The sequence below is a fragment of the Pseudoalteromonas sp. SG44-5 genome (assembly GCF_014164175.1).
Taxonomy (GTDB): Bacteria; Pseudomonadota; Gammaproteobacteria; order Enterobacterales; family Alteromonadaceae; genus Pseudoalteromonas; species Pseudoalteromonas nigrifaciens.
Genome location: NZ_JACJES010000029.1, coordinates 1 through 25,373, shown reverse-complemented (window position 1 = coordinate 25,373; position 25,373 = coordinate 1). Strand labels below are relative to the sequence as shown.

At 40.2% G+C, this 25,373-nt stretch carries 27 protein-coding genes; 20 read left to right on the top strand and 7 right to left on the bottom strand.

Going from position 1 to position 25,373, the window contains the following annotated elements:
• The coding region (locus H5079_RS16925) for an elongation factor Tu (protein ID WP_182684529.1) at window positions 1-813 on the top strand (813 nt) is incomplete at its 5' end.
• A 380-nt stretch (window positions 814-1,193) separates the two neighbouring features.
• Here H5079_RS16925 and H5079_RS16920 read toward each other — a convergent pair.
• The 3 genes from H5079_RS16920 to hslR all read right to left on the bottom strand — a co-directional run bounded on the left by H5079_RS16920 (window position 1,194) and on the right by hslR (window position 4,274).
• On the bottom strand, window positions 1,194-2,732 hold the full coding sequence (locus H5079_RS16920; protein WP_182684528.1) for a phosphoenolpyruvate carboxykinase: 1,539 nt from the start codon (window positions 2,730-2,732) through the stop codon (window positions 1,194-1,196).
• A 261-nt stretch (window positions 2,733-2,993) separates the two neighbouring features.
• Entirely contained in the window at window positions 2,994-3,839 is an 846-nt protein-coding gene (gene hslO, locus H5079_RS16915; RefSeq protein ID WP_182684527.1) for an Hsp33 family molecular chaperone HslO, read from the bottom strand.
• 12 nt (window positions 3,840-3,851) lie between these two features.
• Complete coding sequence (gene hslR / locus H5079_RS16910; protein ID WP_011326947.1) at window positions 3,852-4,274, bottom strand: ribosome-associated heat shock protein Hsp15; 423 nt, start codon at window positions 4,272-4,274, stop codon at window positions 3,852-3,854.
• A 209-nt stretch (window positions 4,275-4,483) separates the two neighbouring features.
• Here hslR and gspC point away from each other — a divergent pair, with 209 nt between their 5' ends.
• The 13 genes from gspC to H5079_RS16845 all read left to right on the top strand — a co-directional run bounded on the left by gspC (window position 4,484) and on the right by H5079_RS16845 (window position 16,517).
• A complete protein-coding gene (gspC, locus tag H5079_RS16905; protein WP_182684526.1) occupies window positions 4,484-5,425 on the top strand; it encodes a type II secretion system protein GspC in 942 nt (313 codons plus the stop codon).
• A 23-nt stretch (window positions 5,426-5,448) separates the two neighbouring features.
• A complete protein-coding gene (gspD, locus tag H5079_RS16900) occupies window positions 5,449-7,515 on the top strand; it encodes a type II secretion system secretin GspD (protein WP_182684525.1) in 2,067 nt (688 codons plus the stop codon).
• A complete protein-coding gene (gene gspE, locus H5079_RS16895; protein WP_011326950.1) occupies window positions 7,508-9,073 on the top strand; it encodes a type II secretion system ATPase GspE in 1,566 nt (521 codons plus the stop codon). Before gspD ends, gspE begins: the two co-directional genes overlap by 8 nt.
• 2 nt (window positions 9,074-9,075) lie before the next feature.
• Window positions 9,076-10,311: a type II secretion system inner membrane protein GspF gene (gene gspF / locus H5079_RS16890; protein ID WP_011326951.1), complete on the top strand. Its 1,236-nt coding sequence runs from the start codon at window positions 9,076-9,078 to the stop codon at window positions 10,309-10,311.
• Between the two features lie 65 nt (window positions 10,312-10,376).
• Window positions 10,377-10,799, top strand: coding sequence for a type II secretion system major pseudopilin GspG (gene gspG, locus H5079_RS16885; RefSeq protein ID WP_041454317.1), 423 nt, complete (start codon window positions 10,377-10,379; stop codon window positions 10,797-10,799).
• Between the two features lie 49 nt (window positions 10,800-10,848).
• Window positions 10,849-11,433 carry a type II secretion system minor pseudopilin GspH gene (gene gspH, locus H5079_RS16880; RefSeq protein WP_011326953.1) on the top strand — a complete coding sequence of 195 codons (585 nt, stop codon included), beginning with the start codon at window positions 10,849-10,851 and terminating at the stop codon, window positions 11,431-11,433.
• The gene (gene gspI, locus H5079_RS16875) at window positions 11,433-11,810 is read left to right on the top strand and encodes a type II secretion system minor pseudopilin GspI (RefSeq protein ID WP_086996694.1); all 378 of its coding nucleotides are present in this window, start codon (window positions 11,433-11,435) and stop codon (window positions 11,808-11,810) included. The genes gspH and gspI overlap by 1 nt, the downstream gene beginning before the upstream one ends.
• Window positions 11,811-12,485, top strand: a complete 675-nt coding sequence (gspJ, locus tag H5079_RS16870; RefSeq protein ID WP_011326955.1) for a type II secretion system minor pseudopilin GspJ — start codon at window positions 11,811-11,813, stop codon at window positions 12,483-12,485. It abuts the gene before it with no gap.
• Complete coding sequence (gene gspK / locus H5079_RS16865; protein WP_011326956.1) at window positions 12,485-13,471, top strand: type II secretion system minor pseudopilin GspK; 987 nt, start codon at window positions 12,485-12,487, stop codon at window positions 13,469-13,471. The genes gspJ and gspK overlap by 1 nt, the downstream gene beginning before the upstream one ends.
• Window positions 13,468-14,676, top strand: coding sequence for a type II secretion system protein GspL (gspL, locus tag H5079_RS16860; RefSeq protein ID WP_182684524.1), 1,209 nt, complete (start codon window positions 13,468-13,470; stop codon window positions 14,674-14,676). The genes gspK and gspL overlap by 4 nt, the downstream gene beginning before the upstream one ends.
• Window positions 14,673-15,146: a type II secretion system protein GspM gene (gene gspM, locus H5079_RS16855; protein ID WP_011326958.1), complete on the top strand. Its 474-nt coding sequence runs from the start codon at window positions 14,673-14,675 to the stop codon at window positions 15,144-15,146. The genes gspL and gspM overlap by 4 nt, the downstream gene beginning before the upstream one ends.
• Before the next feature lie 3 nt (window positions 15,147-15,149).
• Window positions 15,150-15,908 (top strand): type II secretion system protein N, encoded by a 759-nt coding sequence (locus H5079_RS16850; RefSeq protein ID WP_086996688.1) that lies wholly within the window; start codon window positions 15,150-15,152, stop codon window positions 15,906-15,908.
• 21 nt (window positions 15,909-15,929) lie between these two features.
• On the top strand, window positions 15,930-16,517 hold the full coding sequence (locus H5079_RS16845; protein ID WP_182684523.1) for a UPF0149 family protein: 588 nt from the start codon (window positions 15,930-15,932) through the stop codon (window positions 16,515-16,517).
• A 48-nt stretch (window positions 16,518-16,565) separates the two neighbouring features.
• On the opposite strand, the gene H5079_RS16840 is transcribed toward H5079_RS16845, so the two are convergent.
• Entirely contained in the window at window positions 16,566-16,772 is a 207-nt protein-coding gene (locus tag H5079_RS16840; RefSeq protein WP_182684522.1) for a hypothetical protein, read from the bottom strand.
• On the bottom strand, window positions 16,772-17,131 hold the full coding sequence (locus H5079_RS16835) for a hypothetical protein (RefSeq protein ID WP_011326962.1): 360 nt from the start codon (window positions 17,129-17,131) through the stop codon (window positions 16,772-16,774). Before H5079_RS16835 ends, H5079_RS16840 begins: the two co-directional genes overlap by 1 nt.
• 280 nt (window positions 17,132-17,411) lie before the next feature.
• Between H5079_RS16835 and ccoG the strand changes: the two genes are divergently transcribed.
• From ccoG to H5079_RS16815, 4 genes are read left to right on the top strand one after another with little or no spacing between them, the layout of a single operon-like run.
• The gene (ccoG, locus tag H5079_RS16830) at window positions 17,412-18,842 is read left to right on the top strand and encodes a cytochrome c oxidase accessory protein CcoG (RefSeq protein ID WP_182684521.1); all 1,431 of its coding nucleotides are present in this window, start codon (window positions 17,412-17,414) and stop codon (window positions 18,840-18,842) included.
• A 51-nt stretch (window positions 18,843-18,893) separates the two neighbouring features.
• Complete coding sequence (locus tag H5079_RS16825; protein ID WP_182684520.1) at window positions 18,894-19,868, top strand: serine/threonine protein kinase; 975 nt, start codon at window positions 18,894-18,896, stop codon at window positions 19,866-19,868.
• 34 nt (window positions 19,869-19,902) lie between these two features.
• Window positions 19,903-20,526, top strand: a complete 624-nt coding sequence (locus H5079_RS16820) for a thiol:disulfide interchange protein DsbA/DsbL (RefSeq protein WP_182684519.1) — start codon at window positions 19,903-19,905, stop codon at window positions 20,524-20,526.
• Window positions 20,527-20,546: 20 nt separating this feature from the next.
• Entirely contained in the window at window positions 20,547-21,185 is a 639-nt protein-coding gene (locus tag H5079_RS16815) for a thiol:disulfide interchange protein DsbA/DsbL (RefSeq protein WP_182684518.1), read from the top strand.
• 63 nt (window positions 21,186-21,248) lie between these two features.
• Here the strand turns inward: H5079_RS16815 and trmA are convergent, their stop codons facing one another.
• On the bottom strand, window positions 21,249-22,352 hold the full coding sequence (trmA, locus tag H5079_RS16810; RefSeq protein ID WP_182684517.1) for a tRNA (uridine(54)-C5)-methyltransferase TrmA: 1,104 nt from the start codon (window positions 22,350-22,352) through the stop codon (window positions 21,249-21,251).
• A gap of 167 nt (window positions 22,353-22,519) precedes the next feature.
• On the opposite strand from trmA, the gene H5079_RS16805 reads away from it, so the two are divergent.
• Complete coding sequence (locus H5079_RS16805) at window positions 22,520-23,647, top strand: DUF5610 domain-containing protein (RefSeq protein WP_182684516.1); 1,128 nt, start codon at window positions 22,520-22,522, stop codon at window positions 23,645-23,647.
• Between the two features lie 77 nt (window positions 23,648-23,724).
• A complete protein-coding gene (murI, locus tag H5079_RS16800; protein WP_011326969.1) occupies window positions 23,725-24,522 on the top strand; it encodes a glutamate racemase in 798 nt (265 codons plus the stop codon).
• Here murI and H5079_RS16795 read toward each other — a convergent pair.
• Window positions 24,485-24,964, bottom strand: a complete 480-nt coding sequence (locus H5079_RS16795; RefSeq protein ID WP_011326970.1) for an RNA-binding protein — start codon at window positions 24,962-24,964, stop codon at window positions 24,485-24,487. The two genes, murI and H5079_RS16795, sit on opposite strands and share 38 nt — an antisense overlap.
• Window positions 24,965-25,373: the final 409 nt, after the last annotated feature.

Here is a 25,373-nt window from a genome sequence, read left to right as displayed (position 1 = left end):
CAAGTTGGCGTTCCTTACATCATCGTGTTCATGAACAAATGTGACATGGTTGATGACGAAGAGCTACTTGAGCTAGTAGAAATGGAAGTTCGTGAACTTCTTTCAGAATACGATTTCCCAGGTGATGACTTACCACTAATTCAAGGTTCAGCACTTAAAGCGCTTGAAGGCGAAAAAGAGTGGGAAGATAAGATTGTTGAGCTTGCAAACGCACTTGATTCTTACATTCCAGAGCCAGAGCGTGACATCGATAAAGCATTCATCATGCCTATCGAAGACGTTTTCTCAATCCAAGGCCGTGGTACTGTTGTAACTGGTCGTGTTGAAGCTGGTATTATCCGCATCAACGACGAGATTGAAATTGTTGGTATCCGTGATACAACTAAGTCAATCTGTACTGGTGTTGAAATGTTCCGTAAACTGCTTGACGAAGGTCGTGCTGGTGAGAACATTGGTGCACTTTTACGTGGTACTAAGCGTGAAGACGTTGAACGTGGTCAAGTACTAGCTAAGCCTGGTTCAATCAAGCCACACACTACTTTTGAATCAGAAGTATACGTACTTTCAAAAGATGAAGGTGGTCGTCATACTCCATTCTTCAAAGGTTACCGTCCACAGTTCTACTTCCGTACAACTGACGTAACTGGTGACGTACAGTTACCAGAAGGCGTAGAAATGGTAATGCCTGGTGATAACGTTAAGATGACAGTAACTCTAATCGCGCCAATCGCGATGGACGAAGGTCTTCGTTTCGCTATCCGTGAAGGTGGTCGTACTGTAGGCGCTGGCGTTGTTGCAAACATCGTAGCGTAATAATTAGCCTAGCTAATTAGTACTAAAAAAACCGAGCTTACGCTCGGTTTTTTAATGCCTGATATAAAGTAAACCTTTTAGAATCTAGCTATAAAAAGAGTGCTTAGTGATTTTAAGAGGGGCTATTTAGGCAGGCTTACGATGGGGTAGCTAAGTGGTGTTTTGTCGCTGTGATTGATACTGTGTACTGTATTGGCATTGTAAGAAGTAAGGCTGGGCTGTAGTGCTAAATTAAAGTCCTGTTATTACCTTTGCTACATTAAGTCACTTAGGCTTGATTGGTTGGCTAATACTCTCTTTTAACTTTGGTCATTTATATTTATGGCTGGGATCAAAAACGCCAGCGTTAAGCTGGCGTTTGTTATGCGAGGTTAAAGCTATTATGCTTTAGGTCCTGCATTTTTAATTTCGTCTGATACGTCATATTTAGTGAAGTTTTCAGTGAAATCGGCTGCAAGTTTAGCTGCATATTCAGCATACTTAGCTTTGTCTTCCCAGGTATTAATTGGGTTAAGTAAGTTGCTGTCTACACCTGGAACGGCTACAGGTACGTCTAGGTTTAAAACATCAATGTGTTGAGTTTCTACACCAACTAGTTTACCCGATACAATAGCATCTACTACAGCACGTGTAGTTGGAATATCAAAACGCTTACCAGTACCGTAAGGGCCGCCAGTCCAACCTGTGTTAACTAGGTATACTTTAGCGCCAAACTCACGTACACGCTTCATTAGAAGCTCAGCATAAACACCTGCTGGACGTGGGAAGAATGGTGCGCCAAAACAAGTTGAGAATGTTGACTCAATATCGCTTGTAGAACCAATCTCAGTAGAGCCTACTTTTGCAGTGTAACCACTTAAGAAGTGAAATGCTGCCGCTTCTTCAGTCAGTATTGATACTGGAGGAAGTACACCACTTACGTCACACGTTAAAAATACCACTGCTTTTGGCTCGCCTGCGCGGTTTTCTACTTTACGTTTTTCAACGTGCTCAAGAGGGTACGCAGCACGGCTATTTTGTGTAAGGCTAGTATCGTTAAAATCAGGTAAACGATTTTCATCAAGCACTACGTTTTCTAAAATAGTACCAAAGCGGATCGCATCCCAAATAACAGGTTCATTTTTTTGTGATAGGTCGATACATTTAGCGTAACAGCCGCCTTCAATGTTAAACACACTACCAGGTGCCCAGCCGTGTTCGTCATCGCCAATTAAAAAGCGAGTTGGATCTGCTGAAAGAGTTGTTTTACCTGTACCAGATAAGCCAAAGAATAAAGCGGTATCGCCTGCTTCACCTACGTTTGCAGAGCAGTGCATTGGTAATACACCTTTCGCTGGAAGTAGGAAGTTCTGTACAGAGAACATTGATTTTTTCATTTCACCGGCATAACGCATGCCAGCAAGTAATACTTTACGTTGTGCAAAGTTAATGAGTACCGTACCGTCACTGTTTGTGCCATCGCGCTCAGGCTCACATACAAATGAAGGAACGTTCATTACTTGCCACTGAGGTACGTCAGATGAGTTGTAAGACTTAGGTTGAATAAACATATTTTTAGCAAAAATATGATGCCATGCAGTTTCTGTAGTAACAACAACAGGTAGATAGTGCTCTGGATCAGCGCCTACTTCAAGGTGAGAGATGAAGTGATCATTACTTTGCACATACGCTTCTACACGTGCCCACAAAGCATCAAACTTATCTGCGTCGAATGGGCGATTTACGTTGCCCCATTGGATTTCGTTTTCAGTACTAGATTCTTGAACAATAAAGCGATCTTTTGGAGAACGACCGGTGCGATGACCAGTATTTGCTACAAAAGCACCATTGGCTGCTAAAGTACCCTCGCCACGACGGATCGCGTGTTCGACAAGTTCAGCTGCAGTTAGATCGACAAAACGAGTAGCGCTTGAAGTCATGTTTATACCTAAATTGTGTGAGATTGAACGGGATAGCCTGGGTCTTGTTAACCTTTAAGCTGCGATTATAGTAACAGATGAGCTAAGGATATTCGAGCTTATGAAGGTGTTAAAAACACATATATTGGGTAAAAAACATGAATAATTTCAATGACACCGGTATCATAAAAATAGCCGTTTTTATGATACCGGTGTCATTTTAAAATTATAAAAAAAGCCGCATAGCATGTGACTTTTTTATAATTTAGATTTAATGCGTGATTAGTTAAAAATGTTTTTCACATCTTGCTCATCAAAAAGATAATCTTTTAGACAGTAATGGCAGCTAATTTTGATTTCGCCATGCTCAGCAACATCATCAAGTAGCGCTTGTTGGCCAATATTAACTAATGCAGTCATGGTTTTTTCGCGGGTACAACCACACTTAAATTGAATGCTTTGTGGCTGAAACACACGCGGGTTATCTTCGTGGTACAAACGAGTTAGTACGGTGTTAGCATCAAGCTCTAATAGTTCTTCATCTTTAATGGTATGGCTAAGAGCTTCTAAGTGGGCAAAGTCTTCAATAGATTTTTGTTTATCAACGGGTAAAACTTGTAAAAATAAACCACAAGCTTTGGCATTTCCCTCGGTTGTATCGGTTGCAAACCAAAGACGCGTTTTTAATTGCTCTGATTGCTCAAAGTAAGCCTCTATACATTCACTTAAGGTTTCATGCTCTAAAGGCACTATACCTTGATAGCGCTCTCCTTTAGTTGGCGTAATAGTAATAACCATATAGCCTTGGCCTATCAACTCTTTTACTGTGCTACCTGTTACTTCACTTTGTAAGCGAGCTATACCACGCATGTTTTGTTTATCGTCGCCATTAATTACCGCGTATTTAACCGGCCCATCACCTTGTAGTTGAACCGCTATTTCGCCTTCAAATTTTAAGGTGGCTGTTAATAAACAGGTCGCAACAAGCAGTTCACCCAATAATGCTTTAACTGCATCAGGGTAATTATGATTGGCGATCATTTCGTTGTAGGCATTCTCAATTTGTACGAGTTCGCCACGAACATCGAGATTGTCGAATAAATAACGGTGGAGTAAATCTTGTTGCATGAGCGACTATACCTAACTTAATTTCAATTTTAAAAGTTCGCGTCTTTGCTTCTTATCCGGTTTTTTATCCGGATGAGGTGCAAAAAGGCTGTTATTTTTGCGCGCGATAGAATTTTCTTCGCGTTTAGCAATACTGGCATCAGATTCTTGATACAAGGTCTGTGCAATGGGGGCGCTTTGGCGTTTTTCAAGTATTTTGAGCACAGTTACTATTTTTTCATCTACCCCTTGGGCTAATTTTATAGTTGCGCCTATTTCTACTATTTTGCCTGCTTTGGTACGCTGGCCATTATAATGTACTTTTCCGCCTTGTACCATTTCGCGAGCCGCAGCACGTGTTTTATAAAATCGTGCCGCCCATAACCATTTGTCTAATCTAATTTTTAGCTCATCTTTATGTTCTAAATTAGGGTTAGCATTACTTTTTTTAGCCATAAAGCACCTTTAATAAGTGTTTGCCTAGATTTTAAAATTTACCATAAAAGCTATTTGCGATGAAGGATTACTACAACAGCTGTTTTTATGCAGCGGCTAAATTAAAATCAATCTGTTTACAAAGTTTAATATTAGCATGCTTGTTGAATGAAAAATGAAAAGGTACTATGCATAGCGATTAGGTAAAAACTAAAATAAGAATACTATTTATGGAACAGCAAGTTCAACAATTTAAACATTTTATAAGCCGTTTACCGCATGCCAAATTGAGTGCGGTTGTTACATTATTAGTTGTTGTTTATATTGCTTTTTTATCGTCTAAACTCGTTTGGCTTATGTGGCCAAATCCTATTGTGTCATCACTCACGCCAATCTACTACGGACAACATTCAACTGCAGCAAGTAACAATTATTCTCAACATATAATTGAGCAATTTATATTTGGTAAAATAATTGTTAAAAGCAAGAGCGATGATCACGCTGCAAAAGTTGTTAATGATGCCCCTGAAACGCGCTTAAGTATAAATCTTACTGGTATTGTAGCGGTAAATAACGACGATAAAGCGGGGCTCGCTATTATAGAGTCACAGGGCAAGCAAGAAACCTACCTAGTAGATGAAGCAGTGCAAGGGACGCGAGCTAAACTAGCGCAGATATTACCTGACCGCGTTATTTTAACGGTAAACGGACGATTTGAAACATTAATGTTAGATGGTCTCGACTTTACAAAAACAGTATCTATGCCGGTTTTAGCTGCACGTGATGAAGCTGAAATGGGCCCACAATTAGGGCCTGCCCCAAGTGAGCAACAAATAGATGTAACTGCCGATCCAAACATTAAGCAGGCTTTAATCGAAACCCGTGAAGAGTTGCTCGAAGAGCCCGGTAAGTTATTTGACTATATTCGCGTGTCACAAGCGATGAGCGATGGGGAACTTATTGGTTATCGCTTGAGTCCAGGTAAAGAGCCTGAGCTATTTAAGCAGATGGGATTACAAAATAACGATTTAGCTGTTGCAATTAATGGCTATCAACTAACAGATTTAAAACAGGCCATGGCAGCCATTAATGAGCTGCGTAACAGTACAGATGCCACTATCACTATTGAACGTGATAACCAGCAAATAGACGTACAATTTAGTCTGCAATAACTTAGCATTGGAGTTTTAATATAATGGTTCAGGCGCTACACCTCACAAAAATTAAAAAAGGGTTAGCTAAGTACGCAGCACTTTTTCTAGCAGCAAGCATTTCGTTTTCTGTTGCTGCTGTTGAATACGCTGCTAACTTTAAAGGCACTGATATTAATGAGTTTATTAATATTGTTGGTAAAAATCTTAATAAAACAATAATTATTGACCCTAACGTACGTGGCAAAGTAAATGTGCGTAGTTATGAGTTAATGGGCGAAGCGCTTTATTATCAATTCTTTTTAAATGTATTAGAAGTTTATGGCTATTCAGCCATTGAAATGGACAATAATATAATAAAAATTGAAAAAAGCTCGGATGCTAAAAAATCAAACGTACCGCTAATTACAGATGGCAGTGAAGCCAGCGGCGATATGATGATTACCCGAGTTGTACGGGTTAAAAATGTAAGCGTGCAAGAGCTAGGTCCTTTGGTTCGTCAATTTAGCGACCAAAAAGATGGCGGCCATGTTGCTAACTTTAATGCCGCAAACGTAATGATGCTTACCGGGCATGCTGCATCGGTAAACCGCTTAGTTGAAATAATACGCTCGGTTGATCAAGCGGGCGATAAGCGTGTTGATATTGTAAAGCTTAAATTTGCTACCGCAGATGATGTGGTATCTGTAGTTGATAATATTTATAAAGACAGCGGAAAAGGCAGTATTCCAGAGTTTTTAATACCTAAAGTGGTTGCCGATGGCCGTACTAACAGCGTTATTGTTAGTGGCGAAGGCCAAGCACGCACCCGTGCTATTGAGCTTATTAAGCGCTTAGACGGTGAGCTTGAAAGCCAAGGGAACACTAAAGTATTTTATCTAAATTACGCAAAAGCAGAAGATTTAGTTAAAGTATTGCAAGGTGTTAGTAAGTCGCTAACAGATGACACTCAAGGCGGCAGCGTAACCAAAACACGTACTCGCAGTAACAACGAAACCAGCATAGAAGCCCACCCCGATTCAAACTCATTAATTATTACAGCACAACCCGATACCATGCGCTCGCTTGAGTCAGTTATTGAGCGTTTAGATATTCGCCGTGCGCAAGTATTGGTTGAAGCAATTATAATTGAGGTAATGGAAGGCGACGGTATTAACTTTGGTTTGCAGTGGATTTCTGAGCAAGGCGGTATGCTGCAGTTTAATAATGGCACAACTGTACCGGTTGGTGCGTTAGCTGTAGCGGCTGAGCAAGCACGTGATACTACCGTATCTAAAAATATAATTGGTACCGAAAGCGGCACAATTACTCAGGTTGATGAAACTACTAAGGGTGATTACGGCCCATTAGCATCATTACTCGGTGGGATTAACGGCTTAGCCATGGGGGTGATAAAAAATGACTGGGGCGCAATTGTTCAAGCCGTTTCGACCGATAGTAACTCAAACATTTTGGCGACCCCCTCTATTACTACTATGGATAATGAAGAAGCGTCTATTTTAGTGGGTCAAGAAGTGCCTATAATTACTGGCTCGCAAACCGGGAGTAATAACACCAACCCATTTCAAACAGTTGAACGCCAAGAAGTGGGTATAAAGCTTAAAGTAACCCCGCAAATTAACGATGGCTCTGCTGTGCAGTTAACTATTGAGCAAGAAGTGTCGAGTGTAAGTGGTGCTACTGCTGTTGATATTTCAGTTAATAAGCGTTCAATTAAAACCACAGTAATGGCCGATGATGGCGGTATGGTGGTACTTGGCGGATTAATAGATGAAGACGTACAAGAGAGTGTATCTAAGGTGCCACTACTAGGCGACATTCCTATTTTAGGTCACTTATTTAAATCAACTAATACCACACGACGTAAGCGTAACCTGATTGTATTTATTCGCCCAACTATTATTCGCGACGGAATTAGCATGAATAAGTTGAGCTTTAATAAATATAACTTTATTCGTGGCGAGCAATTTAAGCAGCGCGAAGATGGTATAGAGTTAATGCCAAGAACCGACACCCCTATTTTACCCGAGTGGAATGATGAGCTAATACTGCCACCTACGTATGAAGAGCATTTACGTAAACAAAATGCACAAGAGCGTAAAGATGACTAAGGCGATTGCAGAGATAAACCAAGATGTGGTTCATCCTAATGCGCATCATCCGGACGAGCTATTAACCAGTGACGACTTAGTTGAGTTACCCGCTAAACGTTTGCCTTTTTCATACGCACGGCGAGCCGGTGTACTGCTGAGTAAAAATAAAGAGCAGCGCATAGTGTATTACCGTGGCGAACTTGATATTGACGTACTGTTAGAAGTACGCCGTATTGCAGGGCATGGTTTTACGCTTGAGCAGCTTGCTGATGACAAGTTTGAGCTACTGCTAGAGGCTTCGTATCAGCGAGATAGTTCTGAAACGCAACAAATGATGGAAGACATTGGCAACGAAGTTGACTTGTTTTCATTAGTAGACGAATTGCCACAAACCGAAGATTTACTGGCAGGCGATGATGATGCGCCAATTATTAAGCTTATAAATGCGATGCTCAGTGAAGCAATTAAAGAGGGTGCGTCTGATATTCATATTGAAACCTTTGAGCAAGAACTGGTTATTCGCTTTAGGGTTGATGGTGTATTAAAAGAGGTACTTAAACCTAATCGTAAATTAGCATCCTTGCTGGTATCGCGAATTAAGGTAATGGCTAAGCTCGATATTGCCGAAAAACGTATACCACAAGATGGCCGTATTAGTTTGCGTATTGCAGGGCGTGCAGTTGATGTACGGGTATCAACCATGCCATCGAGTTTTGGTGAGCGTGTTGTGCTGCGTTTACTGGATAAAAATAACGCGCACTTAAATCTTGAAGATTTAGGTATGACCGCACAAAACCGTGAATTGTTTGCAAATTTAATTAGTAAACCTCATGGCATTATTTTAGTAACCGGGCCTACAGGCTCTGGTAAAAGTACCACCTTGTACGCAGGTATGAGTCAAATAAACTCTCGCGATCGTAATATTTTAACGGTTGAAGATCCCATTGAATACGAAATACCGGGCATTGGCCAAACGCAAGTAAATACTAAAGTAGGTATGACCTTTGCGCGTGGCTTACGGGCTATTTTACGTCAAGACCCCGATGTAGTGATGGTAGGTGAAATACGTGACCTAGAAACCGCTCAAATTGGTGTGCAAGCATCATTAACCGGTCACTTGGTAATGTCTACGTTGCATACAAATACTGCTTCTGGCGCTATTACTCGTATGGAAGATATGGGAGTGGAGCCATTTTTACTTTCATCGTCGTTACTCGGTGTGTTATCGCAGCGACTAGTACGTACACTGTGTAAAAATTGTAAAAAAGAACATGTAGCCGATGAGCGCGAGTGCCAGTTATTAGGCGTACCGTTTGAAAGTAAACCAACTATACACCGTGCAGTAGGGTGTGAAGCATGTAACTTTAATGGTTATAAAGGCCGTACTGGTATTCATGAGTTATTAGTGGTGGACGAAACCATTCGTGAAATGATCCACAATGGTAAGGGCGAGCAAAGCGTTGAAAAATACATTCGCAAGCTCAGTCCAAGTATTCGTCAAGATGGCTGTAGCCGTGTACTTGCAGGTAAAACAACACTTGAAGAAGTATTGCGTGTTACCCGTGAGGAAGGCTAATAATGGCAGCGTTTGAATACCGTGCCTTAGATGGCCGAGGCAAAGAAAAAAAAGGCATTTTAGAAGCGGATACAGCAAAACAAATTCGCCAAATATTACGCGACCAAAAATTAACGCCGCTCGAAGTTGTACCCGCGGCGCAAAGTGATAAACAGGTTAAAGGCCAAAAAACGTCATTACTTGGCGGTTTGTTTAAACCTACTATATCAACCTCAGATTTGGCGCTTATAACTCGCCAGTTAGCAACACTCATTCAATCGGCTCTGCCAGTTGAGGGTGCGGTAATGGCTGTGGCTGAGCAATGTGAAAAACCACGTTTAAAACGCATGCTGATGTCGGTTCGCTCAAAAGTAGTGGAAGGGTATACCCTTGCCGACGGTATGAGTGAGTTTCCGCATGTGTTTGACGATTTATACCGCGCTATGGTTGCCGCAGGCGAAAAGTCAGGGCATTTAGACCAAGTACTAAACCGGCTTGCCGATTACACCGAGCAGCGCCAATATATGCGCAGTCAAATAACGCAAGCTATGGTGTACCCCATTATTTTAGTGGTGTTTGCTATTGCAATTGTGTCGGTTTTATTAGGTACTGTAGTACCTAAAATACTTAAAACGTTTGAGAAAACCAAGCAAGTACTCCCTTGGACCACTGAGTGGGTAATGGCGGGAAGTCATTTTGTACAAAATTATTGGTTTATTAGTTTAATTGTAATAACGGCCCTAGCGATAGGGATTAAGCATGCTTTAAAACAGCCTAAAATTCGTTTTTGGTGGGATGATAAAATATTGCATATGCCCGGTATTGGTAAAGTAGCTAGAGGTATTAATACCGCTCGTTTTGCCCGAACTTTAAGTATTTTATCATCAAGCTCGGTACCGCTACTTGAAGGTATGCGTATTGCGGGTGGAGTGCTGATCAACGAAAAAATTAAAAAAGCAGTTGCCGATGCAGCGGATAGAGTAAGCGAAGGGGCAAGTTTAAGAGCGGCCTTACAGCAAACTAAATTGTTTCCGCCAATGATGCTACATATGATAGCCAGCGGTGAAAAATCTGGCGAGCTGGAGCAAATGTTAGAACGCGCTGCTAATAACCAAGATCGCGAATTTGAAAGTATGGTTAATGTATCGCTAAAACTATTAGAACCCGCAATGATCGCTTTAATGGCGGTTATTGTATTATTTATAGTAATGGCAATTTTACAGCCAATTATGGCAATGAATAAAGCTGTAGGGCTTTAACTTAAAAGTAAATTAATGGTTTAATAAACCATTGTTTAGTGTTTTTAGAATAATGAGGTAATTACGTGAATAAACAATCAGGTTTTTCTTTGCTAGAAGTAATGGTAGTACTGGTTATCATTGGCATGATCATGTCAATTGTGGCACCTAATATTATGGGTCAACAAGAAGAGGCCGCTATCGATAAAGCACACTTAGATATTCAGCAGCTTGAAGATGCAATGAGCCTTTATAAGCTTAAAAATAAAAGCTACCCAAGTACCGAGCAAGGCCTAGAAGCATTGGTTAATAAAACCAGCATAGAGCCAATACCAAAACGTTTTCCAGATGGTGGCTTTATTAGTAAATTACCAGAGGATCCGTGGGGCAATACTTATCAGTTAATTAGCCCAGGAGAAATTGGTAAATTTGATATTTTTTCTTTAGGTCCAGATGGCCAAGCCGGCACCGATGACGACATTGGTAACTGGGACGAAGAAAAACAGTAATGGCCATCAATCGCGCAGTGTATTTATATACTAATATCCAGGGCTTACTATGCAAGTAAGCTCTGAGAGATTGCGTGCAAAAAGCCGCGGCTTTAGTTTAATCGAAATTTTAGTGGTATTAGTGATCATCGCTTTTGCCACAAAAATGGTGGTATATAGCTTAGAAGGCGGCGCTGAGGATGAGTTAGATACTCAAGCGCTTAGGCTGCATACCACCATTAATATGGCATCAGAATTTGCTATTTTAAACCAAGTTGAATTGGGTTTTCATATAGACAACAACGTATTTGAGTTTTTAGTTTTTGATGGTGAAAAGTGGGTAAGCTTTGTCAGAGAAGCATTATTTGAGCCGGTTGAATTTGATCCACGCTTTAAACTAGCGCTTAACCTAGACGACTTAGCTTGGGCGCAAGATAACTTACTCGAGCAAGCAAATTGGCGTGAGCTAATGAGCGGAGACGAAGACAGCTTATTGGAGCTTAAAAAGTTTAAAATTCCGCAAGTGCTAATACTATCTTCGGGCGAAGTAAGTGCATTTCAATTAACACTCGAATTAAAAGAGCAAAGCGAGCCGGTTTACTTTATTGAAGGTGAGTTTACTGCGCCAGTGAATTTACGCCGAGAGCCCGAATAATGCGCCAGTATAATAAAGGTTTTACTTTACTTGAAGTGCTAGTGGCATTGAGTATTTGTGCTATGGCAGGTATTGCAGCAATGCAAGCAACCAGTGAACACATTCATCATCTATCTAGCATAGAAGAGCAAACTTACGCCTCATGGGTTGCCGAAAACATTATGGTAGAGCAGCGTACCAAAGGCGAACAATGGGAAGGGAAAGACGGCGTGCGCGGTAGTGAAGTTATGGCGGGTGTTGAATGGTTTTGGCGCCAAGATATAGGTAAAACCGCAGATAAAGACTTTGTAAAATTAACCATTAATATATTTAGTGATGAAAAATACGAACACTCAATATATGAGCTGGCAACTTATTTAAATAAAGGCAAAAAATAAGTGAAGCAACGCGGATTTACCTTACTTGAAGTGATGGTAGCCTTGGGGATTTTAGGCTTTGTTATTATGGCCACGCACCAAATACTAGATACCACTACCCGCGCCAAAGAGGCTTCGGATGATAAAATAGCCGAGCTAAATGGTTTGCAAACCACCTTTAGGTTAATGGATCAAGATTTTAGTCAAATGACCAAACGTGCTGTACGCAATGAAGCAGGCGATGTGCAAGAGCAGTATTTGCTAGCCGGACGCTATGTTTTAGATAGCCAATATGATGGCATTGGCTTTGTGCGCGACGGCTGGATAAATCCAATTAATTTATTACCACGCTCAGAATTACAAGCTGTGGGTTATCGCGTAATAAACGACAACTTGGAGCGAGTGTACCGGGTATATGTTGATCAGCTTGATAATATGGAGCCGCGTGTACAGGTTGTTTTAAAAAACATTGAAGAGCTAAAGTTTGAATTTTTAGACGATAAAAACGAATGGCAAGCTAAGTGGCAAATTAAAGCACTTCCTAAAGCGGTTGCTGTTACGCTGCAACAAATTGAGGCGGAGCCAATTAGGCGAGTATTTTTAGTGCCAGGACAAGGTAAAGAAATTCTACCATCGAGCCCATCAACTGATGATGCACTTGCCGATGAAGGTAACCCGCAAGAAGGTGGGCAGTAATGGGGCTGCGTTCTTCTCGTGGAGCCGCACTTGTTATTGTGCTGTTTATTGTTGCATTAGCGGCCATTTTAGCCGTAGAAATGAGTGCTAACTTAATGGTGCAAGTGCAAAAAAGTACTAACTTACAGGGTCATCAACAAGCTAAGTGGTATGCCTATGGTGCAGAAGAGCTTGCCATAAAAGCGCTGATTAAAAGCAAAAGAGACGATCCTGACAAAACCACATTAGATCAAATATGGGCGCAGCAAGGCGATATACCTTACCCAGTTGATAACGGCACACTAAGCGGAAAAATAACGGATTTACAAGCATGTTTAAACTTAAATGCTATAGCCGTAGAACCAGATTTAAATAGTGCTAGCAAAACCAATCCAGCGCACAAGGCCTTGTTCGCATTACTTGAAAATATTGAAGATTTACCGGCACAAGAGTCAGAGGAAACCATGGCTGACAGTGTGTTTGATTGGCTAGACGAAAACAGCATTACATACCGTTCAGGAGCAGAAGAAGGGGAATACTTGTCGCGTCAATTTCCGTACATGACCGCCAATAGCTTATTTGCATCAACCTCAGAGCTGCGTTTGGTTAAAGGTTTTAACCCATTAGTAATGGAAAAAGTGCTGCCTTATGTTTGTGTAATACCTGGTAGCACTTTATTGTCTATTAATGTGAATACCTTAGCAGCAGAGCAAGCACTCATTTTGAGTACCCTTATAGATGAGCTAAGTGTATCGGGTGCTGAAGCTGTGATTGCTGCTCGCCCAGATGCAGGCTTTGAAAGTAAAGCTGCCTTTTTTGAACAAGTTCAGCAGCAAGGCGGGCAAAACGTCAAAGCGGTAGAAAAATTGTTTAGTATTAATAGCGAATATTTTAAATTACAAACGCAGGCAAACTTTGTTGATCTGCGTTTTTCGATGACCACATTACTGCACGCCAAAGACGGCGACGTAACGATACTGGCGCGAAAATTTGGAGGCGTACAGTGACAGAAATACTGTTGATCCGCACGGGTCAAACCGAACAAGAGTTACTTAATTGGTTAATATACTCACCACAAGAACAACAAATAATAGCCAGTGGTGAGCTAGTTAATGCCAGTTATTTAAACGAACTGAGCGAAAAATCGCTAGGGCGCGAAGTCGTTGTATTATTGCCTTGTGACCAAGTGCAATTAAAAACGGTAATGCTACCGACTAAATGGAATCGTAAGTTAGAGCAAGCTTTGCCTTATATGCTCGAAGAAGATATAGCGTGCGATATAGATGAGCTATTTATTGCTGTAGGTGAGCCAGTGATGATTGGCGAGCAGCATGCTGTTCGTGTTGCTATGACCGACCGCGAATGGTTTGAGGCGTGGCTAGCGCTATTTGCAGAGCATAATTTATCGGTATATAAAATATTACCCGATGCTTTGTTATTACCCCCAGCAGATGAGAACACAGTAACGGCAATAGCACTTAATAATCAGTGGTTATTTAAACAAGGCCCATGGCGTATAAGTGCAGTAGAGACGAGCTGGTTAAATGGTTACTTAACAGCAATGGGTAATCCAGATGTAAAGCATTTTAGTCCGGCGACTCAGTTTCCTGAAACGGTAAACTTACAGGCTCAAACCAGTGATTACGACCTACCGCTGGCCTTATTTGCTAAGCAACTAGAGCATACTAAGTTTAATCTTCGCCAAGGTATGTATCAGCTTAAAAAGAAAAGCACCTTATGGTGGGGGTACTGGAAAAGTGCTGCCATTATTACCAGCGTTGCCTTAGTAGCGAGTATTGCGATTAAAGCTATAGAGTTGCATCAGCTAAATACCCAGTTAGAACTTGCTAAAGCACAGGTAATTGAGCGCTACCAAAAGGCATTTCCGGGAACTAAGGTTCGCCCACACCTTATTAAAAACCAAATTAAAGGTGCACTGGCAAAAATACAAGATACCAGCGACGCTGGATTTTTAGAGTTAACCATAGAATTAGTGGGGGTGTTTTCGCAGGTAAGTAATTTTACCCCTGAAACACTGCGTTATGACAAAAAACGTAATGAATTACGTATGAGAGCACGCGCAAAAGACTTTCAAACCTTTGGTAAAGTTAAAGCCATACTTGAACAGCAAGGGTTAACGGTTGATCAAGGTTCGTTAAGTAACGATGGTGACTTTGTGGTTGGCGAAATTAAACTGCGAGGTGCAGTATGAAGCAGCAGTTAATTAAACATTGGCGCTCACTAAAAGAGCAAGAGCAGCAGTTAATAATCGTTGCGAGTGGTATTTTTATTGTGTTTATTTTAGTGATGGGCATTTTTAGACCCTTAAATAATGCAATAGCAAGTGCTGAGCAATCGCAATTAAAACAGCAAGAGCTACTAGTGTGGGTTGACGAAAGTATTGTAAAGCTCAAGGCCGCTGGTAATACACAAGTGGTTAATAGTCAAAACATTAGCCAAATAGTTAACGCCACCCGCGGACGCTATAAAATAAATATTAGTAAAATGCAGCCAAGTAATAACTCGCTACGTTTAACGCTCGACTCAGTAGAGTTTAATCAATTAATACTGTGGCTTGATGAACTGGTCAATCAACATGGTCTACGGGTCGAAAATTTAGATTTGAGCCGTGACGATAAGTCGGGCTATGTACGTGTTAGCCGTTTGCTATTAGAGAAGTAATGAATGAAAAAAATAATAACCTTATCCATTGTATTTTTACTTAGTTTTATTGTGTTTTGTATTATTAAGTTACCTGCAGCGGTGGCCATTGACCTAGCAAAACCTTATTTTCCTAAGCAACTTGAAGTAGGGCAAAGTGTTGGCACTATTTGGCAAGGGCAAATGATGCAAGTGCGCTACCAAGGTGAGCAATTAAATAATGTACGTTGGGATGTTGCCGGGTGGGCATTATTTACCGGTAAGTTAAATGCCAATGTAAAATTTGGTGACCCACGTGAGCGCAGTGATATATCGGGTTATGCAGATGTGAGCTTTGGTTTATTTAATAAGCAAGTGAAAGTAACCAATGGATTAGTGCGCTCAACAGTTGAAAGAGCGATGCAACGCATACAACTTCCGTTACCTGTAACCGCTAAAGGTCGTGTGATCTTGGAATTGGCAGAGTATACATCGGGCGCACCTTATTGTGAGTCACTGCAAGGCGAGATAGCGAGCCCTAATATTGACGTACAAGGTTTGAACGGTTGGTTTAATATAGGCCCGCTTGGTGGTAACCTAAGCTGTAAATCGGGCGACATAGCCATACTTATCGACCCAGATAACACCTTAGGGCTTGAAGCTGATGCAACCCTAAAAGCTAATTTTGACTTTAAAGTATCAGGCTATGTAAAGCCCGATGCCACGTTGCCAAAAGATGTACATGATGCGGTTAAGTTTTTAGGTCGTCCAGATAATCAAGGCCGTTACCCGCTCAACTTTTAATGTTTAATATAAAGAGTTTTAATGCAATTACCCCAATTTACTGAGCAGCACGCTAAGCAGCTCAGCACATTTTTAGACACCCAGTCTCAAGCGATGACGCTAACGCAAAGCCAAGGTTATTTATTTGGCGTAATTTGCTCTCCTGAGCCTCTAGACGTACATGAGTGGATGGCAGCAATTTTGCCTAATACAGCTAATAATGTAGATGAAGAAATGCTATTTTTATTTATGGCGTTATACCATCAAATTAGTGAGCAAGTATTTGAAGTAGGCTATAAATTACCAGCACAATATAATTACGAATTTTGCAGTAATTGGAGCGCAGGTTTTGTAACGGCAACAGCGTCATATACTCAAAAGTTATTAAGTTCAACCGCGTTAGAGGCAGAATATAAACAAGCCCTCGAAAGTGCTCAAGCCACATTAAGCTTTTTTGCACTTGATGGGCAAACCATTAGCCAAATAGCGTTACAAAACAGTATTGATGAGCAGTTACTTTGCCAGCAGCAATATGAGCTAATGGGCGACTTTGCGCTAGGCTTTGCAGAGCTAGTGGAAATAGTCGCGCTTAATAGTGGCTTGTACACAGATGAAGGCTGGGAAGAGTAGTTTAGGTGCAGTAATGAGTTGAGCTCAAAATATAGCGGTGAAATAAGTTTAAGCGCCTAGTTCTAATATAATATCAGTGCAGCCTTGCTTGCACTTAATCAGCCCTTTACCCGGCTCGCTGATGGCTAAGTCGAGTGTTAAAACCCCATTACATTTTTCGCACTTTAGCGTTTTACCCTGCGTGAGTTTTTTAAGCATATTACGTTGCTGGTGAAATGAGTCGCTGGCTTTTTTATTTAATCCAGAAAAGTCCATTATTTACCTCGCATGTGTTCTAGTGAGCCGGATACTATTTTACATACAGTGTTTAAGCGCTCATCATAAAAATATAGGTTTAAGTCGCGCTCACGGCAGTAGCGTAAGTGAAATAATCTTATTGAGTCATCGGTAGTAAATGTTTTTTCGGTGTACTCACGCTCAGATTCAGACAGCGTTAACTGCGCACTAATTTTGTTTTTAGTCATACTGGCAGTAGGGCTGCGATTCACTTTGCTTGCATCACTTAAAAAGTCAATACCATCGTTAAATAACCGCTCACGAGGCTCTTTCACCAAAGGGTGATCGACTGTGAAAAAGGCGAGGACTACTATTACCAAAATAATAAATTTTTTCATAGTTGGGTAAACTTTGATCCAAATAACATAAAATGATGCTGCAGTGTAATAAAATGCATTTTAAAAGCAAGTAACTAAAGTGAATAAATTATTAGCGATCTATGCCAGTAATTTTAGCCAATATTGTTATAATAGCTAACAGCAGTTAGATATTTCTGAAATATCTGAAAGTATTCAAGTCTTGTTATAAATATTATACGTAATAAGTACGTTATTACACTATAAGGTAAACCTTGAATATAGCTGAATTTTTATTTCCAAGCGGTGTTGAGGAACTTCGATGGACAAACAAATTAAAGTAAAAAATATACCAGTTGAAGTAAAGATTCAAAAGCCGGATCTTAGCGGGCAACAGGATCGGTTTAATCCACGTAATCGTATTTACGTGCGTGCTGTTAATGGCTTGCACCAACTTCTTAGGCAGCGAATTGGCTTTTTAGGTCTGTTGGCATTTATGTTGCTACCTTGGATAAATTTTAATGGTGAACAGGCCGTTTTATTTGATTTAATAGGTCAAAAATACAATATATTTGGTTTAACCCTGTGGCCGCAAGACTTTACCATACTCGCCTTTATTTTTATGTTGGCCGCGTTTGCTTTGTTTTTGGTTACTACTTTTTATGGACGAGTGTGGTGTGGTTATACCTGCCCACAAACAGTGTGGACCTTTACCTTTATTTGGTTTGAAGAAAAGTTTGAAGGTACGGCAAATCAACGTAAAAAGCTCGACCAACGAGCAATGGACTTTGATAAGTTTTGGCGCAAAACCGCTAAGCACACCAGTTGGATTTTGTTTTCTTTATATACAGCAATTACATTTGTTGGTTACTTTACCCCTATTCGTGAGCTACTCCCTGACTTTGTTACCTTTAATGCCGGTAGCTATGCCTTAATGAGTATTATCTTTTTTGCTGCTTGTACATACGGTAATGCTGGGTGGATGCGCGAAATTATGTGTTTACATATTTGCCCATACTCACGTTTTCAGTCAGCCATGTTTGATAAAGATACCTATACAGTATCGTATGATGAAAAACGCGGTGAAAGCCGTGGCCCACGCTCGCGCAAAGTGGCACATGAAGATTTAGAAATAGGCGACTGTATTGACTGTAATTTATGCGTGCAAGTATGCCCAACCGGCATAGATATTCGTAATGGCTTACAAGCAGAGTGTATTAACTGTGGCGCTTGTATTGATGCATGTGATGGGGTGATGGATAAAATGAATTATCCACGCGGACTTATTTCTTATACCACTGAGCGAAACTTAGAAACGCCAGAGAATAAAACCAACCCACTGCGGGCAAAAATTATTGGCTATATAGTGATCCTGGTTATTTTAACCAGTGCCTTGGTTGCCAATATTGCGCTGCGTAAAACGATGGAATTTGATATTATTCGCGATCGTAATCAGTTATATAGGGTTGATTTTGAAGGGTTGGTAGAAAACACCTACACCTTAAAAGTGATCAACAAAGCGCAGTATGAGCAAACCTTTACAATTAAAGTGCAAGGGCTCGATAACTTTAAGTACATAGGTAAACAAACGTTTAGGGTTAACGCAGGGCAATCGCACAATGTGCCTTTATCACTGGTTATGGATCCGTATGACTTAAAAGCGCCAATGACAGAATTTAACTTTGTGCTATCGCCGGTAGGCGAGCCCGACAATCAAATATCACAGTCGAGTAACTTTTTTAAAGCGCGGTAAAGTTTAACAAAAAGCGGGGTGTTCCCCGCTTTTATTTTATATAAGAAGTGTATGAGTAAATTTAGCTTTATTGATTTAACCCCAGATCTAATTCTTGATGCCATAGAAAGCGTTGGTATTTATGTTGAGTCTGGTTTATTGGCATTAAATAGTTACGAAAATAGGGTGTATCAATTTGTAGCTGAAGGCGGAAAACGCTACGTTGTTAAATTTTATCGTCCAGAGCGTTGGAGCGAGGAGCAAATACAAGAAGAGCATGACTTTGCCTTTGAGCTAGCAGAGGCCGAAGTACCGGTTGTTGCGCCAATGGAATATAACGGGCAAAGCTTATTTGAACACCAAGGCTATTTATTTACTTTATTTCCAAGTGTTGGCGGGCGTTTATTTGAAGTCGATAACTTAGATCAACTTGATGTACTAGGGCGCTTAATTGGCAGAATGCATCAAGTTGCTAAAACAAAACCATTTACACAAAGGCCCACCCTAACCTGCGAAGAGTACTTACATACAGCAAAAGTTCATCTGCAAAAAAGTAACTTAGTACCTATGGGATTAGAAACTGCTTTTTATACCATTTTAGATTTGGTTATTAAGCAGGCTCAAACACAGTATACCAATGTAAAAACGATACGTTTGCATGGGGATTGCCATGCTGGCAATATATTATGGGCAGGCGATGCGTTAATGTTTGTTGATTTAGATGATAGTCGCCAGGGGCCACCCATTCAGGATCTATGGATGATGCTAAGTGGCGATCGACAAACGCAGCTGTTACAGTTAGATACCTTAGTAACCGCCTATGAAGAATTTTGTGATTTTGATCACTCGCAGCTTAAGTTGATCGAACCACTTCGAGCTATGCGTATCATCCATTATATGGGGTGGGTTGCAAAACGATGGAGCGATCCGGCTTTTGTGCGGAACTTTTCATGGTTTGCAGATGACAAATACTGGGAGCAACAAATTTTAGCACTTAAAGAGCAGCTTGCCGCATTGCAAGAAGCACCGCTAAAATTATTGCCATAACATTTTATTCAAAAATATGTACAACGAGAGACTAATGCTTAAAAAATTAAAACTGAGCCTACTACTTCTTTGTCTACCTTTTGCAGCATTTGCAGCAAACTTTGAAGTAGGTAATCAATATACAGTTATCGATATCGAAAAAAGTACTACACCACAAGTTACCGAATACTTTTCGTTTTATTGCCCGCATTGTTTTAAATTTGAACCGGTTGCACACGCAATTGAAGAAAATCTACCTGCAGGTGCGGTGTTTATAAAAAATCACGTTAACTTTTTAGGCGGCGTGTCGCCACAAACACAAAGTAACTTGAGCCTAGCGTATTTAGTTGCTAAAAAGCACGGGCAAGCTGATACGATTACAGACAAGATTTTTAAAAGTATTCATGTTCAGCGCGCACCACTGACTGAAATTAAAGATTTAAAAAAATTATTAGATATAAATGGCATTAGTAGCGATACGTTTGATCAAGATATTGCCAGTATGCCAATTATTGCAGCTGAACAAGCAATGCAAGATAAACAAAATAAATACTCAAAATTAGGTGCGTTAACAGGCGTTCCTACTTTTATTGTAAACGACAAATATAAAATCAATCTAAATACCATCAAGAGCCAAGAAGAGCTTGATGAGTTAGTTTCATTTTTACTCGCACTATAAATTTTTGGAGCCATATAATAATGATAAAATTAGTTAAAGCAGGTTTACTTGCTGTATTACTACCTTTCGCTGCAACAAGTTTTGCAGCAACCTTTGAGGAAGGTGTACATTATGAGGTTGTGTCTGAGCGCGCAACTAAAAAACCAGAAGTGAAAGAGTTTTTCTCATTTTACTGTCCTGCGTGTAATAACATGGAGCCACTGGTAGCCGAGATTAAACCAATGCTCGATAAAGGCGTAAAATTTAAAAAGAGCCATGTTGATTTTGTTGGCGTACGCGATACCGAGCATCAACAAATGATCAGCCAAGCGTTAGCAACGGCTGAAGTGTTACCACAAAAAGATAAAATTATTGCGGCTATCTTTAGTCACATTCATACAAAGCGCGCAAATTTTAATGAATTAGCCGACGTAAAAGATGTGTTTGTAGCCCAAGGCGTTGATGGCGATAAGTTCGATAAGTTATTTAAAAGCTTTTCGGTACGTACATTAAGCTCAAAAATGAAGCGCGACCAAGATTACTTTAAAGAAAAAGGTGCATTGCGTGGCGTACCAACTTTTATTGTAAATGGTAAGTACAAACTACTTCTAGGTCGCGAATCGGGTATTAGCGAACCCGCAGATATCACAAATCTAATTAACTACTTGGCAAGCAAGTAAAGTTAGCCCCATAAAAAAAGCTCCTAAGGAGCTTTTTTTATGGGTAATTTTTAACTACTTATTTTAAGTATTCTTTTTTTGTAAAAATACACCCGACTCAATATGGTGCGTATAAGGGAACTGATCAAAAATCGCAAAGCGTTTAACTTCATGGGTGCGGGTTAAGTGATCAAGGTCGCGCTCTAGTGTCTCTGGGTTACACGAAATATAAATAATACTTTCGTAATTTGCTACTAAGTCACACGTTAGGGTATCCATACCGGCACGTGGCGGATCAACTAAAATGGTTTGGCAATTGTAGCTATTTAAATCTATACCTTCTAAACGAGAAAAACTGCGTTCGCCATTCATGGCTTGAGTAAACTCTTCGCTCGACATACGAATAATATCTAAATTGTCTACCTTGTTTTGCGCTATATTGTACTGCGCTGAGTGTACCGACGACTTTGATATTTCGGTTGCTAGTACTTTATTAAACGAGCCCGCTAACGCAATAGAAAAGTTACCGTTACCACAATAAAGTTCAAGTAAATCATTTTTAAGTGGCTTACATAAGTCTTGCGCCCACTCTAGCATTTTAATATTTACTTTGGCATTTGGCTGGGTAAAGCTGTTTTCTACCTGCTGATATATTAGTTCTTGGCCATTCACGTTTAAGCGTTCGGTAACGTAGTCATCACCAAGCATTTCTTTTTGTTTGCGGGCACGGCCAATAAAGTCAATTTTATACTTACTGCTTAACTTTTCTTTAAGCGCGTTAATTTCACTCAGCCAATGCTCATCAAGTGGCTTGTGATATAACAGACTCACTAAAATCTCACCGCTTAGCGTAGATAAGTAATCAATCTGAAATAGTTTACGACGCAAAATTTCACACGACTTTAAATTATCAATCATTACTTGCATCACTTCACCTACCAAAGGAGCGGCAGGGTCAAAGCTATCAACGCGAATTTTGTCTTTAGTTTGTTGATCAAACATTATATGAAACAGATCGTCACCATCGTGCCATACTCTAAACTCAGCGCGTTGGCGGTAGTTAATCGGCTCTGAGCTAAATACCTCAAGTTTATCCACACCAAAACGTTGAAATTGGGCAGCAATACGCTGTTCTTTTTCGCTTAACTGCGCATCGTACTGTGAGGTGTCTATTTTAATAACTGCCATTAACGCTATAACCTTATCTTTGAGAGCTGTTTATCGACGCTATTGTAGGGAGCGAGATGTATTTGTCTAGTTTTGATGAAATATATATTGTTTTTTTTTTGAGCATCTAGCTACAGAAATAACTTACAGTGCCGATAAGTAAGGCAAGCATAGATAGGAGTCGGATCATGAAAATCGGTAACTTTGGCTTTGTTCCAAACCACAATATTAATAAATACGGTAATAAAGGGGCTTTACAGCAACCTACAATACAGTCGCCTAAAGATAACTATCAGCATCGCGGTAAAGAACTTGCTGCCAAAGTGCTCGGTGACAAAATGGCTCAAGCTCTTGGCTTACCGATAAGCGAGCCGAAAAAAGATAAACCGCTTTTTGATTTTGATGAAATCGTTAAAAACGTTTTAGACTTCGTTACCAGTGCAGTACGTAAAGCAAAAGCCAATGGTGCCGACGATGAAAAACTCAAAGGTATGTTAGGTGATGCTCGAAAAGGTGTGCAAATAGGGATTGATGACGCGGTTGATGAATTAAAAGGCAATGGCGTGTTTAACGACGATATCGCACAGGGTATTAATAAATCTAAAGAAGGCATATTTAATGGCCTGGACAAATTTGAAGACGATTTATTTAATCCTAAACCCGCCAGTGTCTCTGTTAGCCAAGCTCAGTATGCAAGTTTAAGTAACAAAGCAGAATATAAATTTACTACCGCCGAAGGAGACGAAGTGAGTATTAGTTTTGCTGATGCTTATGAGTCACAATCAGCCAGTCGTTATCAGCAAAATGGGAATAGTGAATCTTTTGTAAGTGAGTCGTCGCAGTCTCGAGAGTTGTCATTTTCTATGTCGGTTAATGGCGATTTAAATGAGAATGAACAAAAGGCGATTAATGAGCTAATGGCTGACTTACAAAGTGTAAGTAGCACCTTTTTCAGTGGTGACTTAGATAAAGCATTTGAAGAGGCGCAAGCACTAAGCTTAGGCAACGAACAGCTGGTGGCTTTTTCAATGGATTTACGACAAACCAAAACAGTCGCTACAGTTAAAGGTTACGAAGAGTACAAGCCAGTTCCTGAAAAAGCAGTAGCTGATAAATTAGCGCCGTTTAACGACGACTTAAAAGCTGTGTTTAATAAAGCCACAGAGCTGGGCATACAAAACCAGTTATCGGGTATTGTGCAGTGGTTAAATCAAGATCAAGCAGAAATAGATAAATTGGTAGATTACACCAAAGCTATGTTCGAAAACCTTAATCAATTAAATGCAGCAACGGACGAGCTAGCCAATCAACAATAGTTGTACCACTAAACTACTTTCTTTTATAAAAATCACATGGCAAACTGCCGTTCTTAACTTAGAGTAAGGACAGTAGTTTGTCAGCGCACATAATGGTTTTTGATTCAGGTATTGGTGGTACTACGGTACTTGAACATATTCAGCAAAGTATTCCAGATGCGCAATACAGCTATTTTATGGATAATGCGCTATTGCCATACGGCGCTCAGTCACAGCAAACGATTATTAACCGCTTATGCGCACTCATTCACTTTATTAACCAGCAAGCGCTTAATGTAGATTTAATTGTTATTGCATGTAACACCGCCTCTACTTCTGCGCTTGGGGCAGTGCGCCAAATTACTACTATTCCTATAGTGGGGGTGGTACCGGCGATAAAACCTGCTGCGCAACTTACACAATCTAAACATATCGGCCTACTGGCAACTCCAGCAACTATATCAAGTCCCTATACGCGCACACTCATACAAGAACATACCAACAATATAGCAGTTAGCTTATATAGTAGCGTTGAACTAGTTACTTTAGCCGAGCGTCTGTTTTTCGAACAAAGTTTAGATACAACTAAACTGCACCAAGAACTCGATCGTTTAAACATAGATCAGTCTATAGATGTATTAGTATTAGGCTGTACGCATTTTCCTATTTTGGCAGAGCCGATTAGTCAGTACTTTAATAGGAAAGTGCAGCTACTTGATTCAGGTGCAGCGATTGCTAAGCGAGTTCATTACTTAATTAGCCAGCTTAATTTAACGAATAACAATATTGCAGATACAAAAAAGCCGCTGCAATATTATGCAACGGCTAGTGTGAGTAGTAAGTTAGCTGTAAAGCTAGTTACACTGATTGATCCGGCTCAGAACGAAGAGCGTTAGAATCATCTTCTTGTTTTTGTTTTGCTTCACGTACCTTTAAGGTACGTTGTTGGAACTCGCTATCGTTTAACTGCGCTATTGCATTGTCGGCATCAGCTTGCGCCATTTCAACAAAACCAAAGCCACGACGCTTACCTGTATTTTTGTCCTTTAATAAGCGAACGTTGAACACTTTGCCTTGCTCTTCAAATAAAGCACGTACCACACCTTCGTTTGCACGATAAGGAAGGTTACCAACATAAAGCGTTTTGGTTTTTACTTCGGCTTCTACTACACCGTCAGACGACATCGCAGCAATAACAATACCACCAATGAGCAAACCAACAGCAAATAGTAGTGCAGGGTCTAACTCTAGGCTTTCAAGTGCGAACTTAACTATAACAAAACCAACAACAGCAAGAATAACTGAGAGGATAAAAGATTTTTGATCGGGTAATTTCATTTTGATCTACCAATAAACAGGAAATAAACATTAATTTAACATTGTGAACTTGCTATCTTAACGCCTTAATTCAACATAGCAATAAAATTTATAGTAAATAATATAAAACAGGGTGAAAAAGCATCGTTTTATACATGTTTTTATCATGTTTCACTTGCTATCGATTACATTTTGTTCGAACAGTAAAAAGATCTAAAAAAAGGCTTGATCTGTTTTCGGATCTCCCTATAATGCGACCCCACTGAGACGGGAAACGCCGAAGCATAGCAAGGCAGTAACTACTTAGAGAGTTAAATAAAACTTCGGTTTTAAATTGTCGAAAGAAAGTTTAAAACTAAGTGTTGACTCGAAAAATAAAGGATGTATTATACGCATCCCTTGAGACGCTAAAGCGACTCAAAACGTTCTT

Coding starts and splice junctions, on each gene's coding strand:
- H5079_RS16920 (WP_182684528.1), bottom strand. CDS start 2,732: ATGACTTCAAGCGCTACTCGTTTTGTCGATCTAACTGCAGCTGAACTT.
- hslO (WP_182684527.1), bottom strand. CDS start 3,839: ATGCAACAAGATTTACTCCACCGTTATTTATTCGACAATCTCGATGTT.
- hslR (WP_011326947.1), bottom strand. CDS start 4,274: ATGGCTAAAAAAAGTAATGCTAACCCTAATTTAGAACATAAAGATGAG.
- gspC (WP_182684526.1), top strand. CDS start 4,484: ATGGAACAGCAAGTTCAACAATTTAAACATTTTATAAGCCGTTTACCG.
- gspD (WP_182684525.1), top strand. CDS start 5,449: ATGGTTCAGGCGCTACACCTCACAAAAATTAAAAAAGGGTTAGCTAAG.
- gspE (WP_011326950.1), top strand. CDS start 7,508: ATGACTAAGGCGATTGCAGAGATAAACCAAGATGTGGTTCATCCTAAT.
- gspF (WP_011326951.1), top strand. CDS start 9,076: ATGGCAGCGTTTGAATACCGTGCCTTAGATGGCCGAGGCAAAGAAAAA.
- gspH (WP_011326953.1), top strand. CDS start 10,849: ATGCAAGTAAGCTCTGAGAGATTGCGTGCAAAAAGCCGCGGCTTTAGT.
- gspI (WP_086996694.1), top strand. CDS start 11,433: ATGCGCCAGTATAATAAAGGTTTTACTTTACTTGAAGTGCTAGTGGCA.
- gspK (WP_011326956.1), top strand. CDS start 12,485: ATGGGGCTGCGTTCTTCTCGTGGAGCCGCACTTGTTATTGTGCTGTTT.
- gspM (WP_011326958.1), top strand. CDS start 14,673: ATGAAGCAGCAGTTAATTAAACATTGGCGCTCACTAAAAGAGCAAGAG.
- H5079_RS16850 (WP_086996688.1), top strand. CDS start 15,150: ATGAAAAAAATAATAACCTTATCCATTGTATTTTTACTTAGTTTTATT.
- H5079_RS16845 (WP_182684523.1), top strand. CDS start 15,930: ATGCAATTACCCCAATTTACTGAGCAGCACGCTAAGCAGCTCAGCACA.
- H5079_RS16840 (WP_182684522.1), bottom strand. CDS start 16,772: ATGGACTTTTCTGGATTAAATAAAAAAGCCAGCGACTCATTTCACCAG.
- H5079_RS16835 (WP_011326962.1), bottom strand. CDS start 17,131: ATGAAAAAATTTATTATTTTGGTAATAGTAGTCCTCGCCTTTTTCACA.
- ccoG (WP_182684521.1), top strand. CDS start 17,412: ATGGACAAACAAATTAAAGTAAAAAATATACCAGTTGAAGTAAAGATT.
- H5079_RS16825 (WP_182684520.1), top strand. CDS start 18,894: ATGAGTAAATTTAGCTTTATTGATTTAACCCCAGATCTAATTCTTGAT.
- H5079_RS16820 (WP_182684519.1), top strand. CDS start 19,903: ATGCTTAAAAAATTAAAACTGAGCCTACTACTTCTTTGTCTACCTTTT.
- H5079_RS16815 (WP_182684518.1), top strand. CDS start 20,547: ATGATAAAATTAGTTAAAGCAGGTTTACTTGCTGTATTACTACCTTTC.
- trmA (WP_182684517.1), bottom strand. CDS start 22,352: ATGGCAGTTATTAAAATAGACACCTCACAGTACGATGCGCAGTTAAGC.
- H5079_RS16805 (WP_182684516.1), top strand. CDS start 22,520: ATGAAAATCGGTAACTTTGGCTTTGTTCCAAACCACAATATTAATAAA.
- H5079_RS16795 (WP_011326970.1), bottom strand. CDS start 24,964: ATGAAATTACCCGATCAAAAATCTTTTATCCTCTCAGTTATTCTTGCT.